14 protein-coding genes are annotated in these 16,410 nt (G+C 48.3%); 3 read left to right on the plus strand and 11 right to left on the minus strand.

What is annotated here, in order from left to right:
- Positions 1 to 373 precede the first annotated feature (373 nt).
- On the plus strand, positions 374 to 5,533 hold the full coding sequence (locus QUB63_RS06140; RefSeq protein WP_332943916.1) for a DUF4347 domain-containing protein: 5,160 nt from the start codon (positions 374 to 376) through the stop codon (positions 5,531 to 5,533).
- Positions 5,534 to 5,625: 92 nt separating this feature from the next.
- Here the strand turns inward: QUB63_RS06140 and QUB63_RS06145 are convergent, their stop codons facing one another.
- Positions 5,626 to 6,006, minus strand: a complete 381-nt coding sequence (locus QUB63_RS06145; protein ID WP_332943917.1) for a cytochrome c — start codon at positions 6,004 to 6,006, stop codon at positions 5,626 to 5,628.
- Positions 6,007 to 6,187: 181 nt separating this feature from the next.
- Between QUB63_RS06145 and petG the strand changes: the two genes are divergently transcribed.
- Positions 6,188 to 6,307, plus strand: a complete 120-nt coding sequence (gene petG, locus QUB63_RS06150; protein WP_015174208.1) for a cytochrome b6-f complex subunit V — start codon at positions 6,188 to 6,190, stop codon at positions 6,305 to 6,307.
- Here the strand turns inward: petG and QUB63_RS06155 are convergent.
- From QUB63_RS06155 to QUB63_RS06200, 10 genes are all read right to left on the minus strand, one after another.
- Complete coding sequence (locus QUB63_RS06155) at positions 6,297 to 6,488, minus strand: hypothetical protein (RefSeq protein WP_332943918.1); 192 nt, start codon at positions 6,486 to 6,488, stop codon at positions 6,297 to 6,299. The two genes, petG and QUB63_RS06155, sit on opposite strands and share 11 nt — an antisense overlap.
- A gap of 10 nt (positions 6,489 to 6,498) precedes the next feature.
- Entirely contained in the window at positions 6,499 to 7,581 is a 1,083-nt protein-coding gene (locus QUB63_RS06160) for a glycosyltransferase family 4 protein (protein WP_332943919.1), read from the minus strand.
- 85 nt (positions 7,582 to 7,666) lie between these two features.
- A complete protein-coding gene (locus QUB63_RS06165; RefSeq protein ID WP_332943920.1) occupies positions 7,667 to 8,737 on the minus strand; it encodes a glycosyltransferase family 4 protein in 1,071 nt (356 codons plus the stop codon).
- 196 nt (positions 8,738 to 8,933) lie between these two features.
- Complete coding sequence (locus tag QUB63_RS06170; protein ID WP_332943921.1) at positions 8,934 to 11,072, minus strand: glycosyltransferase; 2,139 nt, start codon at positions 11,070 to 11,072, stop codon at positions 8,934 to 8,936.
- A 194-nt stretch (positions 11,073 to 11,266) separates the two neighbouring features.
- Positions 11,267 to 11,821, minus strand: coding sequence for a hypothetical protein (locus tag QUB63_RS06175; protein ID WP_332943922.1), 555 nt, complete (start codon positions 11,819 to 11,821; stop codon positions 11,267 to 11,269).
- A gap of 109 nt (positions 11,822 to 11,930) precedes the next feature.
- The gene (locus QUB63_RS06180; RefSeq protein ID WP_332943923.1) at positions 11,931 to 13,004 is read right to left on the minus strand and encodes a glucose-1-phosphate thymidylyltransferase; all 1,074 of its coding nucleotides are present in this window, start codon (positions 13,002 to 13,004) and stop codon (positions 11,931 to 11,933) included.
- A 324-nt stretch (positions 13,005 to 13,328) separates the two neighbouring features.
- Positions 13,329 to 14,039, minus strand: coding sequence for a M15 family metallopeptidase (locus QUB63_RS06185; protein ID WP_332943924.1), 711 nt, complete (start codon positions 14,037 to 14,039; stop codon positions 13,329 to 13,331).
- Between the two features lie 192 nt (positions 14,040 to 14,231).
- Positions 14,232 to 14,417: a DUF5615 family PIN-like protein gene (locus tag QUB63_RS06190; RefSeq protein ID WP_332943925.1), complete on the minus strand. Its 186-nt coding sequence runs from the start codon at positions 14,415 to 14,417 to the stop codon at positions 14,232 to 14,234.
- Positions 14,417 to 14,653 (minus strand): DUF433 domain-containing protein, encoded by a 237-nt coding sequence (locus QUB63_RS06195; protein ID WP_332943926.1) that lies wholly within the window; start codon positions 14,651 to 14,653, stop codon positions 14,417 to 14,419. The genes QUB63_RS06190 and QUB63_RS06195 overlap by 1 nt, the downstream gene beginning before the upstream one ends.
- A gap of 128 nt (positions 14,654 to 14,781) precedes the next feature.
- Positions 14,782 to 15,444 carry a class I SAM-dependent methyltransferase gene (locus tag QUB63_RS06200; RefSeq protein WP_332943927.1) on the minus strand — a complete coding sequence of 221 codons (663 nt, stop codon included), beginning with the start codon at positions 15,442 to 15,444 and terminating at the stop codon, positions 14,782 to 14,784.
- A gap of 442 nt (positions 15,445 to 15,886) precedes the next feature.
- On the opposite strand from QUB63_RS06200, the gene QUB63_RS06205 reads away from it, so the two are divergent.
- On the plus strand, positions 15,887 to 16,357 hold the full coding sequence (locus QUB63_RS06205; protein ID WP_332943928.1) for a MarR family winged helix-turn-helix transcriptional regulator: 471 nt from the start codon (positions 15,887 to 15,889) through the stop codon (positions 16,355 to 16,357).
- Positions 16,358 to 16,410 lie beyond the last annotated feature (53 nt).

Here is a 16,410-nt window from a genome sequence, read left to right on the forward strand (position 1 = left end):
TAACATCTGTTTACAGCCGATCGCCACGACTGAGGACTTTTGACTGACAAATATCGATCGCCGCCTGTTATTTATTTACTTGACAATTTTTATATAATCTGGTATTGTATCCATCTTTTGTATATCAAAAAACAGCCCGCAAGTCTTCTGAAAAATTATTGTAACAGCCGGAACAAGATCCCCCTTTAAAACTTCTTCTACACCATCAAACTAACTCAGTTATCCTAGGCGCGATCGCAAACAAAACTTTTTGTCAATATTCAATTTAGGTGAAAGTTAGGGGCGATCCTCTTCGTTGGCGCAGCCCCCGTAGGGGCGGGCTTGACTGCGCGATCGCTCCTGCGGGGGCCAACGACTCGCAGCCTTCCTCGGAATGGGATCGAACGCTGCTGCGTTTGGTTTGTGCTATGAATTTAATGTGTGCGTGTACCAGAGGAATTTAATCATGGAAGTCTATAAAGAACGGAAACACCAGATAGTTTTTGCAGATTCACAAGTTACAGATTGCGAAAGTTTAACAAAAACCGCGAATCCCGATACAGAAGTTGTTATTCTGAAAGCCGATCGCGACGGCATCGAGCAAATAGCCGAAACACTTAAACAGCGAAAAAACATTGCAGCCGTCCACATTTTGTCTCACGGCGCAGCAGCCAGCGTGCAACTGGGAACGACAGAACTAAATATCAGCAACATTGAAAGCTACCGCAATTATTTAGAAAAATGGTTTGCTTTGCCAGCAGCCGAAGCAAACTCGAACTCTTCAACAACTGCTAAACCTGAAATTCTGCTTTACGGTTGCAACGTCGCCGCCACAGAAGCGGGTGTGGCTTTCGTGGAAAGGCTGAGCCAGCTCACGGGAGCAAATATTGCGGCTTCCGACAACTTGACCGGCAGTGCCGCCTTGGGTGGAGACTGGGAACTGGAAGTAACTACAGGCAATATAGAAACACCTTTAGCATTTTCCCAAGAGGCGAGAGAAGCCTATAGCGCTGTGCTCATTAACCTAGACGTTAACAATTTTAACGAACTAGACAATGCTATTAGGGTTGCCAACACCAACGCTGGCCCAGACACAATCACCATTAAGACCAACTTCACCCTGACAGGGTTGCTACCCAGCATTACCGGCCCTACTGATATTATTGGTGGCGGTTTCAAAATCACCGGCAGTCCCACAGCCCGAGCCTTTGTAGTTAACAGCACCGGGGCAGTCAACATCTCCAACCTCACCATTGATTCTGCAACAGCAGTAGGAGGAATCGCACCGGCTGGTGGTGGTGGTGGCGCTGCGGGTTTAGGCGGCGCACTTTTTATCAACAGTGGCACAGTCAACGTTGACAGAGTGACTTTCTCGAACAACCAGGCGATCGGCGGTGCGGGTGCTGCTGGGATCGGTGGCAAAGGTGGCACTGCTGATTTCGGCGGGGTTCCCTTTGGAGGCAGCCCAGGCACCGCTTTCCCAACAGCAGCCAGCGCCGGTGGTAGTTTTACCCCCAATGGCAACCCCGGCAACAACGGTTCTCCTGGCTTCTCCGCAGGTGCCCCTGCTGGTAGTGGTGGTGCTGCGGGCGCAGGCGGCAATGGGATCGGGCCTGCTGGCGTAGGCGGCACTGGCGGCACTGGTGGCGCTGGTGTGACCGGCTCGATTGGTGGTGGCGGTGGTGCTGGCGGTGCTGGCGGGAATGGTGGTACTGGTGCTACGACCAACGGCGGCGGTGGTACTGGTGGTGCAGGCGGTGCTGGTGGCTTCGGCGGCGGTGGCGGTGCAGGCGGTACTGGTGGTACGGCTACTGCCCCTGCTATTGCTGGTGCTAACGGCGCAGGCGGTGTTGGAGGCTTCGGTGGCGGTGGCGGCGCGGGAGCTACTCCCGGTGTCAGCACTGCTATCAATCTCTTCACCCCTGGTGGGACTGCTGTCGCAGCAGCAGGCGGCGGTGGTGCTGGTTTGGGTGGTGCGATTTTTGTCGGCGGCGGCAGCTTGACCTTGACCAACAGCACCTTGTATAGCAATACAGTCAGGGGTGGAAATGCTGGTGCTGCTACCGCAGGTGCGGGTACAGCCGCAGGCGGTTCAATTTTTGTCAACTTTGGTGCTACAGCTACCCTGACTAACAACACGATCGCCTATAACTCTGCCACAGCAGCGACAGTTGGTACACCGGCCAGTCTGATTGCTAATGGCGGAGGAATTTACAACAACGGCGGTACTGTCACGGTCAAGAATACGATCGTCGCTGGCAACACTGCTGCTATCAACACCGATGTTACAGGGGCATTTATTGGTAACAACAACCTGATTGGGGTTCTCGGCACTAGCACCGGTTTGACAGGTCAGGCATTAGCGGTTCCTCTAACAAGTGTATTAGCACCAGTCGCCGCTGCCGGACTCAACGGTGCAACCGCTCCCGCTCCTTTCACCCTCGCCCTAGTTAGCAACCCCGTCGTCACCACTAGCACTAATCCTGCAATTGGTGGAGGCGACCCAACCATAACGGCAGTGGGCGCTACTGCTTTCGACCAACGCGGCACTGGTTTCCCTCGCAAAATTGACAATACTCTCGTTGGTAAACCCAATATTGACATCGGTGCTTACGAGTATGGGCCAGTTGTTCAGGGTCAGAAATTCAACGATATCAATGGCGACGGCGTTAAAGCTGCGACAGATCCAGGTCTAGGGAATTTTACTATTACCGCAGGAACCCCGACTTCTACTACATCTGTCACTACTGCTGTTAGCTCTAGCGTTGCTGCAACTCTCGGTCAGTACACCCTCACGGATACTAAGGCAAACACTGCGATCGATGAAACGTTGCAACCCGGTTGGGTACAGACTTTAAAGCCAACAGTGACCACTGGTACTGCTGATGTCCCTAACGCCAACTTCGGCAACTTCAAGCAGATTATCATCAGCGGTCAGAAATTCGAGGACAAAAACGGTGACGGCATCCAACAGACAACGGAAACAACTCCTCCTGCCGGGACCACTTGGGACATTCAGTTAGTTAGCTCTACTGCTCCTAATACAGTTCTGCAAACCGTTAAGACTGATGCCACTGGCAAGTACACTTTCGCGCCAGCAGGCCCCCTCTCAGGAGGCGCTCAATATGTCGTCAAAGAAGTCGCCCAAACAGGTTATACCCAGACCCTCACTCCTGCCAACATCACCCCCACCAGTGGCGTGGATGTCCCGAACGTTAACCTCGGTAACTTCAAAAACATCACCGTCAGCGGTCAGAAGTTCAACGACCTCAACGGGAACGGCGTCAAAGAGGCGACGGAACCCGGATTACCTGGCTGGAAAATCTTACTGGATCCAGTTGTCTTTATCGGCACAGCAGCGCCAGCACGATCGGCTACCACTGATGCCTCGGGGAATTACACCTTTACTGACGTTGGCGCTGGTACATACATCCTACGGGAAGAGCAAAAGACTGGTTGGCAGCAAACTTTCCCTGTCCCCCCAGCCGCCACTACCCTTACTACCGCAAGTGGCGTTAACATTGCCAACACCGCCGCCCTTCCCACCAACTTCGGGAACTTCCAGTTTGGCAAGATCAGCGGGATCAAATTTAACGATCGCAACAAAAATGGTGTCCAAGATGCCGGCGAACCATCCTTAGCAGGCTGGAGAATCTACCTGGATCAAAACAACAACGGCACGCTAGAACCAACCGAAACTGCCACTGTCACCGATATCACGGGTAAGTACGAGTTCACCAACCTGCCATTCGCCACCTACAACGTCCGGGAATTACTGGAACCGGGCTGGACGCAAATCGCCCCCGCCGCCAGCGCAACCGCGCCTACCATTTCAGGCGCGTATACGATCGCCCTCACCAGCGGTCAAAACTCCCAAAACAACAACTTCGGCAACTTCTTCGAGGCGAGCACGATCAGCGGTCAAAAATTCAATGACCTCAACAACAACGGCGTTAAGGATGCTACAGAACCGGGTCTACCAAACTGGCAAATCTTCGTAGACACCAACAAGGATGGAGTGTTCCAACAGGGCGAACTGACTACCATCACGGATAAGGATGGCAACTACACTATCACCGACGTACCCGCAGGTACTTTCCAGGTAAGGGAAGTCCAGCAAACCGGCTGGACGCTGACAACTGCGCTCCCTGCCGACGTTATTATAGCTAAGGCAGGAGAAAAACCCACCGGCATTGACTTCGGCAACTTCCTGCCCCAACCGGGCACGATCCGCGGTCTGAAGTTCCAAGACAACAACAAGAATGGCACTCAGGATGCCGGAGAACCGGGTTTACCCAATTTCCAAATTCAGTTAACCAAAGTCGTAGCTGCAACCCCAGGAGCTCCTGTTCCTGCTCCTGTTACTACTACCACAGACAGCAGCGGCAACTACCTGTTCGCGAACCTAGCGCCGGGAACCTACAGCGTCCGGGAAGTCCAGCAAGTTGGTTTCACCCAAAGCAGCCCCAACCCCGCCGACATCACACTGGCTTCGGGCGCTATTGTCAGCGGCATCAACTTCGGGAACTTCCCGGCACCTGTAACGACACCGACACCGACACCGCCGACACCGACGCCGACTCCGACACCGCCTACAACGACACCGACACCTGGAACGACACCGACGCCGCCGACACCGCCGACGCCGCCGACACCGCCGACACCGCCGACACCGCCGACACCGCCGACGCCGACGCCGACGCCGGTACCGACACCGACGCCTGTACCGACACCGACGCCTGTACCGACACCGACGCCTGTAACGACAGATTTGGTTTGCCCTGAGGACTTCCCCAGGATCGCTACTCCCAATGAGTCCGGCAGTCCTTCAGCGGGTAATGTAATCAACGGCCCTAACGGCGACGATACGATCCTCGGTAGTGCAGCCCCTGACTCTATCTTCGGGTTGGGCGGCAGCGATTTGATCTTTGGGCTAAAGGGCGGCGACTATATCAATGGCAATACGGGCAACGATACCGTCTACGGTGGCATCGATAACGATACTCTCTTCGGTGGTAAAGGCTTTGACCTGATTTTTGGCGATATCAGCGAGGATACTATTTACGGCAATCGCGGCAACGACTCGCTAAGCGGCGACGAAGGCAATGACGTATTGTACGGTGGCAAAGGCGACGACGTAATGTTGGGAGGCGCCGGCGACGACGTGCTATTGGGCGATCGAGGTAATGACACTCTCTGCGGTGGCGACGGTAACAATACCTTACTGGGCGGCAGCGACGATGATGTGCTCTTTGGTGGCACGGGCGATGACTTGCTCTTTGGCGGCATTGGCAATGACACCCTGATCGCTAATGGCAACCGACAAGACTTTGTATTGGCAGCGATTCAGGGAACTGACACGATTATCAACTTTAGGCCAGAATCTGATTCGATCCAGTTGGTGGGAGGCTTGGACTTCAGTCAACTGTTGTTAACCGAAACTAACGGCTCAACTGCGATCGCGATCGCCAGCAGCAACCAGACTTTGGCTGTACTGGCGGGCGTGGTGCCTAGCCAGTTAGCGGCGAGCAGTTTTAACGTGCTGGTGGTTTAATTCGCAATCGACAGTAGGATGCGCACGAAGCGCACCCTACTCTTACCTGACAATGGGGATGAGGGGAACGAAATTCCGTTCCCCTTTTTTGGTTAAATTTGTTCGAGATATTTCAGCAAGTCGGCCATTTCTTGCGGGCTCGGCTGAAACTGTGGCATTGGTGGGGTTCGCCCGCTGGTGACTTGGCGGATCAGCTCGAATTGGGATTTGCGATCGGACACTCGGTGCAAGTTGGGCCCGACTTGACTGTCTCCAACGGATATGTGACACCCGGCACAGTTCATTTGAAAGATGGCTGAACCCTGAAACTGGTTGCCCGTCAGGGACAGTACGCTTTTGACGTAGGGGTCGGCTGCTTGAAACTGACGAATTGTCATACTCGCCAACATGATGGCAAGCAACACCGCGATCGCAAATATGGCAAGTCGCTCGATCGGGTTCTTAATTTCATTCCTGGCAAGTTGGTGATTCAAAGGAGTTCAATTTAAAAATAGTATCTACAAGAAAATTTATTTCTCATCACATAGCTTAATCGTTCCCTGCGGGGATATCAAGCTCTGAGACCCCGGAAGGCCCAAGAATGCGAAAATTCAACTGTGTAAGTGCTGGTAATATTAAAAATAGATTGTTAAATCTTAACGTTAAGGAGCTCTCATGGTAGAACCGCTGCTTTCAGGTATTGTTCTGGGTCTAATCTTTGTTACTCTGTCGGGCCTGTTTTTTGCTGCTTACCAGCAGTACAAGCGCGGCGATCAGTTGGGTATCAACAAGTAAAAGGGCGAATTTTGCCTTTAGGGGCGGGGAGGGCGGGTTTACACATATCCTGGATCGGAATCATAGATATTGGCGAACCCGCCCCTACCAAACCCGCCCCCGAAAGATGCTTGCTGACACTCCCAGGCGATCGCACCGTCAATGCGATCGCACCCTCGCATCCGATTCTCTGTGCTGTCATAATAGAAAAATTAGATATATCGATCGAGAATAGCAGCAGTTTCCACGCCTGTCTTTTCCCAGCTAAACTGTTTTGATCTGGCCAAACCGAGAGCCCGCAAGTGCGATCGCACTTTGGCATCTGTTGCAAGCTGTTGCATAGCAGAGGCTATTTCTGCGACGCTGTAGGGATTGACTAACAGTGCTGCCTCCCCCCCCACCTCGGGCATCGAAGACAGGTTAGAAGTGATGACAGGAGTGCCGCAGGCCATTGCTTCGAGCACCGGGAGGCCGAATCCTTCCCAAAGACTCGGGAATACTAGGGCGATCGCCCGGTTGATGACTTTGGGCAAGTCAGCCGCGGGGAGGTAATCTAGAAATTTTACGCGATCGAACAATCCCAATTCTTGAACCTGCGCCTTCAGCAGCGGCGTATAGCGCTTATCTTCCGATCCTGTTATCCACAATTCGTACTCAGAATTATTAGGCAAAGATGCAAACGCTGCGACAACTCGCTGCAGGTTTTTATGGGGATTGTGGCGGCCCATATAAAGAAAATAATTGCTAGTTGGTAAGTCGAGAAACTTAAAAAAACTTGCATCGTATCCGGGAAAAATTCGCGTAATTAAAGAACTTGGAATATTACAAAAATTAGTGATATCCTTGGCTGTTGATTCTGAATCGCAGATGATATGTTCAGCTTGCCGCAGGACTTGGGGAATGTAATAGCGGTGATAAGGTGTCAGCGGATCGAAGCGGCGGGGAAAACGCAGCGCGATTAAGTCGTGTACTGTAATTATATAGCGACAACCGGCAAAGAGAGGAGCTTCGGGAATTGGGGAAAATAAAAGGTTGGATTTTAGCTGTTTGTAAATTTTGGGAATTTGGGTTTGCGTCCACAGCAATCGGTTGATGTGTCCTTTCGTTCCTTGTTCTGGTGTGAGGTTGGCTGGGATTTGGTAGCAGTTGCTGTTGGGGAATTTTTGGGCGGTGAGTAAGGTTGGGTTGAGGGTTTTTAGGTGGGGAAATAGGTTTTTAGCGTAGATGGCTAATCCGGTTGGTTCGGAAATTAGGAAGGAGAGATTAATTAGTAGGTTGGATTGGGGGTTTGGCATAGAATAATATGAGGATTGCGGTTTTTTGGTGGGATTTTTTTTGTTTAACCGCAGAGGGCGCAGAGGGCGCAGAGAGAGGAAAGATTTAAAGATATTGTTGTAAGATGTTGGCGGTTGCTGTTCCGGTTTTGTTCCAGCTAAATTGAGCCGATCGCGCTAAACTAGCTTTTTTTAAGTTCGATCGCACTTTTGCATCTGTGGCTACCGTTTGCATGGCTGCGGCTATTTCTGGGACGCTGTAAGGATTGACTAATAATGCCGCATCTCCGGCGACTTCTGGCATTGATGACAGGTTGGAAGTGATGACTGGTGTACCGCAGGCCATTGCTTCCAAAATTGGCAAGCCGAAGCCTTCCCAAAGCGTGGGAAATACTAGGGCGATCGCCTGATTCATCAGTACGGGCAATTGAGAATAGGGAACGTAACCGAGAAACTTTACCAAAGATTGTAAACCTAATTGTTCAACTTGTGCGATCGACTGCGGCGTGTAGGCGTTCGGAGGCCCGGCCAGCCACAATTCGTAGTTTACGCGATCGGCCAAACTCGCAAATGCAGCAATTAATCTTTCTAAGTTTTTGTAAGGATCGTGTCGGCCGGTATAAAGAAAATAGTTTTTAGCTGGCAAGTCAAGATATCTAAAATTCATCTTATCACAAGCTAGAGGAATTGCGGTCATTTTCTGACGCGGAATTTGGTAAAAGTTAGCAACATCTGCCGCCGTTGCTTCAGAATCACAAATAATGTGTTCGGCTTGCCGCAAAACCTGCGGTATGTAGTAGCGGAAATAAGCTGTCAAGCGAGAAAATTTTTGCGGAAATCGCAAAGGAATTAAATCGTGAACTGTAACTATGTAGCGGCATTTGGAATACAAAGGTGCTTCAGGACTCGGCGAAAATATGAGGCTTGACTGCAATCTATCGTAAATTTTAGGCAATTCAAATTGAGTCCACCGCAGCCTGTTAATTTGTCCTTTCGGGCCTCGATCCGGTGTGATGTTGTCTGGGATTTGATAGCAAGTATAATTGTCAATTTGCTGGGATGTAAGTAATGTTGGTTCTAGCTGTTGCAGTTGCGGGAAAAGATTAGCTGCATAAGTCCCGATTCCCGTGGGTTCGGGAGTTAAGAAGGATAAATTGATTAACAGTGAATTAGACATAATTTTAGGGAACAGAATTTATCCAGATTGTAGGGGCGGGTTTTACCAACAATCTACGTCTCAAACAAATCATCTCCTAAACCCGCCCCCACCCAACCAACAATCAAAATGTACATTTTTCGGAATTGTGGGGGCGGGTTTATATAAACTGTTTGTAATCATTAAATATTGTTGGTAAAACCCGCCCCTACGCAATTTATCGATCGCGATCGACATCGACCATTTTGGCTACATCCGCAGGATTTGGCTGCCGAATTGTAGCATATTCTTGGTGAATAATCTCAAAAAAATTCTTGACTTTGTATTCAAAAAGTGCAAGTCTAAAGTTCTGACTGCGTTGCTGTGCACCAACTTGAAGTTCCGCTAGCAAATCGGGATTCGTAATTAGTTGATGTGAATACCGACAAAGTTCCTCAACCGTATTGAACAAAAAGCCCGATCGCCCGTGTTCGACAATTTCCGGTTGTCCACCGCCACAAAAGGCGATCGGAGCACAACAGTTTTGCATTGCTTCCACAGTCGCCATCCCGAAATGCTCAAACCTTTGAGGATTGACTTCACCCAAACCGCAGGCGTGCCAAAATATGCTCGATCGAGCATAAAGCGATTTTACCTCATCTAACTCAGCATTGACTTTAAGTTCGATCGCCCTGGAATCTGGCTTCAAAAAATTCTGAAGCGTCTTTAAATAAGGATTTTTCGGAACGCTGCTACCCGCTAAAATCAGCCGCCATCCTTGAATATCTTCGGGATAATCTGCTAGCAAACTGCGGAAAGCTTCGATTAATTCAATTTGTTTTTTTGTTCCCCCAGCTTCAAACTGTCCCACAGCTAAAATTATCTTTTCTTTCGGCACTTTAGCTGTTGCCATTTCCACGGGCGGATACAGCATAAAAGTGGGCTGCAAGTTCCAGCGTTTCTCCAACCACTTGACAGTAAATTGACTGTTGGCGATAATAAAAGTGTAGTCATCGACAGCAAAGTGACGGTTGCGAAAAGTATTGGGAAAGTGGCAGAAAAATACTGAAATTGGCGACAGCGGTTTGACTTTTTCCAGTTGGTTCGCATTGACAAAAACATCGTAATTTTTGCTTTCTCTGGCAATTTCATCGAAGGGATTTTCCATATCCTCGGCGATGATGCTGGAATCGATGCACTGCATTCCGCGTTTTTCGTAAAATTGCAACGGAATAATTTTAATTTTGCATCCTGAAAGGTTGAGGCCGTACCACGATTCTAAGTCGGAAACAGCAACAGGTTTGTTGGCGATAAAAGTAATGTCAAATTCATTTTGCAGCAGCGAGGCGGCGGTAGCGACGTATTTTTGACCGCCGCCGATAAAATGCAGTCCGTGATCGTAAATCGCGATCGACATTTTGCGATCGCCCCGCACCACCTCCAATCGAGGTAAAATGCGATCGATCTTCATTCTACTGTAAATCACCGCCAACTTTTCCGACAACTGCGGCAGTACAGCGGCGACGATTTCCGGCTTCTGATAATCTAGCAGTTTTTTAATCGCGACAAACAAACTCTCGAACAGCAAATCGTACTGCTTGTTAGTAAAAAAATCCGAAGTGTGAATTGCTTTAACTAATTGCAAAGGTTCGTGTTTCGCCAAATACAAAAATCGATTGCGGTTGCAAAAATACTCGGTTAGTTTGCTACCTTTACTCGAACCCCGATACTCGTGATGGGCGATAGCTGCGGGAGTATAAAGCATTTTCCAACCGCGTTTGTGGCCGCGTTTGGCAAACTCTACATCCTCAAAATACATCACAAAATCTTCATCAATCAGTCCGACATCTTCCAAACATTCCCTGCGAAAAAGCACCGCAGCCCAACAAAGCCCTTCTACTTCTCTTTCTGTATCGTACTGTCCCGCATCTTTCTCGCCAAAACCGATATCTTGCCAATAAAAGTTAGGTAATTGCTGAATGCCCGCGCTGTTAATTCGCCCGTCTTTAAACAGCAATTTGCCGCTAGCTACACCTATTTTTGGGTCACTTGCTAGCCGTTGAACAAGCGTCTCTAACCAACGACTCTCAAGCGTTGCATCGTTATTTAGAAATCCGATATATTGCCCTTTCGCTTCGCTGATCCCGAGGTTGAGGGCTTTCGCAAAGTTGTTGGCGGTATTAACAAATATGCGAACTTTCGGAAACAGTTCGCGCAGCGCATTAACCGAATTATCTTGAGAACAATTATCAATTACAATTAAATCAAGTTGCTCTTCTGGATACGCAAGTTTTTGTAGAGATTTTAGGCAATCTTTGGTGTGGCGCAGACCGTTATAGTTGACTATAATTAACGAGCATATTGGCAGGAAAGTCATTCGATTTTAGATTTTAGATTTTAGATTTTAGATTGAGGGATTGACAGATTGAGGGATTGACAGATTGACGGATTGACAGATTGACGGATTGAGGGATTAGGGATTGACGGATTGAAGGATTGAAAAATTGAAGAGTTTTGGATTTTTTTATTTAAGCATTACTCAGGCGAATAAATTGGGGGCTTGCGAGCCAATTATTTTGGGTCATTTTTGATGTTTGATTGCGGTCGATCGAGCAATTGAGCGGTAATCTCTTCTAAAATAGCAGTATGTTGCTGCTGGACTGCTTTGATTTGCTCTATTTCAGACTGAAAAGTTGCGATCGCCTTTTGTTGAGTCTCAAGCTGCGCCGTCACTTCGGGACATCCGCCGCTGAATTCCGATTGAATTTTTTTCTCTAGGGTTTGTTGACTTTCTTGCAATTTTTGCAACCGTGTGCTCAATGTTTGCACGACGCGGGTATTAGCAAAATTGTAAATTACTTGTCTGTCAAGTACGGGCTTGAGCAATTTTCGGACTATTTTCCTAACGGCGATGACTGCGGAACCGAGGCGCCTTTGGTAAGATGTAATTGGGATGTTATAAATGTCAAAGCCCGCTTTCAGAAGGGCGATGTCTTCGTCATCTTCATTTTGGGCGATCGTACTATTTGCTATTCCCGATAGCGGCTCAGCAATACCAATTCGTGGCTCCAAAGTTTGCCGCAATTTATCTATAATTTGTTGAGTTGGTATTTCTTCGTACTGCAATCTTCCGCCTCCTTATTAATTTAAGGTGCGCCGAGGCGCACCATCTCGTAGACGTAGCAACGCGCACCATCGGGTAAATTGCCCCTACGAGAATAGTGCAAATCCCAGGTTATACTAACTCAATTTGACTGTCATCACCAATCATAAACCGCAGAGCTTTTGGACGTGCAGGCGCATTGGTGAGTTGAGCTCGCTGCCCGATCACGCTGTCAACAATTCGCTGGTGAATGCCAACTATTTTCGCCCCTTGCAATATTACACTGTGCTCGATATCAGCATCAACCATCGTCACGCGATCGGCAATACTGCTGTAAGGCCCGATAAAGCAATTTTCAATGCGGCAATTTTCCCCAATTACCACAGGCCCGCGAACTGTAGAATTAATGATTTCACTGCCTTCGCCTATTTGCACTCGCCCGATAATTTGACTTTTGGCGTCTACTTTTAATTCAGTTGAAGCTACGATACAGCTATCTAAAATGATTTGGTTTGCACTCAGCAAATCATCTTTTTTACCCGTATCCAGCCACCAACCCTCTAAATTGCAGGCTTCTACGTGTTTTTGCTGATTGATGAGCTCTTGGATGGCATCGGTAATTTCCAGTTCCCCGCGGGCCGAGGGTTGAATTTGAGCGATCGCCTCGTGGATACTAGGAGCAAAAAAGTAAATCCCCACCAGTGCTAAATTCGACGGCGGAACCTTGGGTTTTTCTACTAACTGCAAAACTCGCCCGTTTTCATCAACTTTTGCAACACCGAAAGAACTGGGATTTGGAACTGGACGCAGCAAGATCAGAGCGTCTAGTTTTTGCTTGTTAAAAATCTCTAAGAACGGATCTAACTGATTTTGAATTAAGTTATCTCCTAAATACATAATAAACGGAGAATCGCCCAAAAATGGTCGAGCAATTTTCACCGCGTGAGCGAGTCCCGCCGGCTCTGCTTGCAAGATATAAGTAATTTTTGCACCGAAACGAGAGCCATCTCCTGTTTTCGCCTTCACCTCTTCCCCGGTTTCGGGACTAATAATAATCCCAATATCCGTAATCCCAGCCGCCACAATTCCTTCAATTCCGTACCACAGTATCGGCTTATTTGCCACAGGAACCAACTGCTTAGCACCCGTATAGGTGAGGGGACGCAAGCGTGTTCCTTTGCCGCCAGAGAGGATGAGTGCTTTCATTGGGTGAACTCTGAGTTATCCTTTAGGGTTTGCGGTGCTGGCTCGATGTGCCTGCACTTGTTCGCTCTCGTTAATTTTAAAGCACCGCTACCCCGCTGGCAATAGCCGACCAAAAAGAAGGAAGAATTGACAGTTGACAGTTGACAGTTGACAGTTGACAGTTGACAGTTGACAGAAGGAAGAAGGAAGAAGGAAGAAGTAATAAAAGCAAGGGTTTCAGGAATGCGAGAACATTCTAAGTGTATTGGCGGTTGCGATCGCACTTTTCTACTTTATGGGTACAGAATTGCCCTGAAACCAGATTCCTGATAACTGCGTACCATTTTAATAGCGGCCGTATCGGGCGATAACTTGACTACCACTATTGTTTTGATTTGTCAACCATGCCCACATTTGATCGCCCAGACAAAAATGCCACCACTCGTTAGGATGCTGCTGAAAACCAGCCGCTATCATCGCATCTTTTAATATTTGCCTGCGCCGGTGATATTCTTGTTCTTGCGGCTCCTCGCTATTACCAAAATAATCGGGATAAGAACGTTCTGATATTTCATCAATCGGAGAACCCATATCAATTGGCAGATAATTTTCATCGACTAAAGTTATATCTAAAGCTGCACCTGTACTGTGAGGGGGAGGCGTCGCGCGATCGAGGCTCGGTACAGCCCAAAATTGATATACGTGTTCTATAATTACTTGGCGTTTGTCTTCGGAAACCGGAAATTCGCAGCCTTGAGCTACGGCAATTTGATTAAAAGTATAATCTACCATAAATTGCTGAACTTCCACGGGCCGATAAGCGTCAAATATCAGAATTTTCCAATTTTGATAATTTTGCTGTAGCTGCGTTTGAGCTGCAATTAAACTATCTACAACTCCTTGCCGCAAATAGTAAGGCGAATCTGCTTTGCTGTTGTGATACGGAGCACCCAACTTTTGGTAAGGGTGAGGCATTTCAAAAGCAAAATGTTCGGGTGGAATTGGCACTAAAGGCTCGCCGCATTCGTCAATTTCTATTTGCTGATATGGCTTCATCTCAAGGTTTTACCTACTTGATTATTACTGGTGGACTACAATTGTCTCGCGCTTCATTTCTATCAATGAATGTTCCTCAAATATTTCAACCAAATGCGGCTAGTTATTCATAAATAAGTCTATAAGTTGGTTATTATTTATGTTGCCTGTCGTCAATATCAACAGCTTGTAAGGTTGCTGGTTAATCATAAATTAATCGAGAAAATCTCGATCTTTGGTGATAAAAATTCTGCTTTCTTGCATTGAAAGCAAGTTAATTTCTGAATCGGGAGTTGCGTTTAGTCGAGGTAAATCCTTAGTATGAATAGTATCGCAACCAGCAGATTGCAGAACGCGCGCCAAACGTACTGGTAATTGTGCATCTACCAAAAACTTCATTACACTAATACTCGATATATGCTTTTCACTTGAGTCAGCCGCGCTGCAAATAGCAAAGCAGCTAGAATATCTTCGTGTTCTAAATCGTCATAATCATCTATAATTTCTTTAGCATTCATACCTGAACTAAGTAATTCAAGAATCAACTCTACTGGATATCTGAGTCCGCGAATACAGGGTTTTCCGTGACAGATATTTGGATCGAGTGTGATGCGTTGCAAAAGTTTATTTTCCATATTTAAGGAGCAACTGTTCTATATATTCTAACCTAAAGAGCGTAACTCGGGCTCGGTTTGTAGTGAGGACTTTAGTCCTCTAAAAAATTAGCGGACTAAAGTCCTCACTACAAACGTTAAAAAAAATCCTAACTTTGGCGGTAAGCAACTACCGCATAAAACGGATCGCCACTTCCTATTCGCAGCATTTGCATAAAACTCGGCAAGTTAGGCTTGCGAACAATTACTTCCGGCTTGCTAAATCCGGGTATGTTCGCTCCTTTGACAGAATCAAAGTAACCCTGGACTAATTTTACCCGATCGCCCTCAGAACCTTCCCGCCAAGCCGCAATTGCTTTCTGATAAAACATCCGGTTGGAAAAACTGATAATTGCCACGCCCCCCGGCTTCAAAATCCGGTGAATCTCGGCAAAAATCGCATCCGGGTGCTGCAAATACTGCACCGAAACGCAGTTGACAACCGCGTCAAACTCTGCATCCGGCAGCGGCAATTGAGGATTTGCGTTCAAATTTTGCACGAAATAATGATTCAGTCTGGGATTTTTTGCCAACTCCTCTTCATTCATGCCGTGCCCTTCAACATGGGCAAATTCCATTTCATCGGGCAAGTGAGACACCCAACTGCTCATCATATCGAAAATCCGAGTATTCGGTTTCAGCCGTTCCCGATACAAATCGGTTAGTTGCTGAATGAATCCCTCGTCTACGTGCGTCACCAACCGGGGATAGGCATAGAACAGATTGTCGTCCGTGTCGTCTAACTTGGTGCGTTTGTCCGCTGGAAGCAACATAAATTCCGATCGCAAACTAGATTTACCCTTTCTAGTTTAAGAAAAATTAAGAATTGTAAACACACTTCCCCAGAAGGAGATCCGGCACGCTGGGCGGTTGGGGGTGCGATCGATAATAGTATTGAAAGCTACACACCCTCGGCAGCGCCACAGTCTGGGAGTGCGCCCCCGAGTCCGCCAGTCCGCGAGTCCGCGAGTCCGCCAGGGGTTGAAACCCCTGACTCACAGCTAAAGTCCACTAAAAGTGGACTAACAAATTGAATTCAGCGTGAGTTTTTTAGTCGGTTTCAACCGACTCGCAGCTCTGAGACAGGGGTTTAAACCCCTGGCGGATTCTCGGTTTGAGCGTAGCATTTGCCCTAACCAAAAAACCCTACTTCCGCCCTTGACATCTCCCAAAAAACATCTTACACTAATAATACGAACGCGAAGTAATAAACCTATGGTTACTACATCCACAGTCGATCGCACATATCTAGCTCGGTGGCACGACGTTCTCGCCCCCTACAGCCTGGGCTACCGCATCAAACTGCTGGGGCAGCTAGGGACTCGCAGGCTGCAAGAGGCACTCGAACCTTTTGGGCTGACACCATTTCACTGGCTGGTACTGTGCTGCTTGTGGCAAGAAGACGGTTTGCCGACTTCCAGCATTGGCGACAAACTGCAACAGGTAGGCGGTACACTGACAGGCGTACTCGATCGCATGGAAGAAAGAGGCCTAGTCCGCCGGGAGAGAGACACGCGCGATCGGCGCATTTGGCGCATTTGGCTGACAGATTCCGGTACGGCACTGCAAGAGGTATTGCCCCCGCTGGTAGCCCAAATCCGCGATCGAGCAGTCGAAGGCATTCCAGAAGCCGATCGAGAACTGTTTTCTCAATTGATCGATCGGGCGATCGTCAACCTGTCCTAAACCGACAAATCGCTCTTGCGAGTGAAGCGCAGCAGCATCTACCTCCACTACAT

This window comes from Microcoleus sp. ARI1-B5 (assembly GCF_036705795.1).
GTDB lineage: Bacteria > Cyanobacteriota > Cyanobacteriia > Cyanobacteriales > Microcoleaceae > Microcoleus.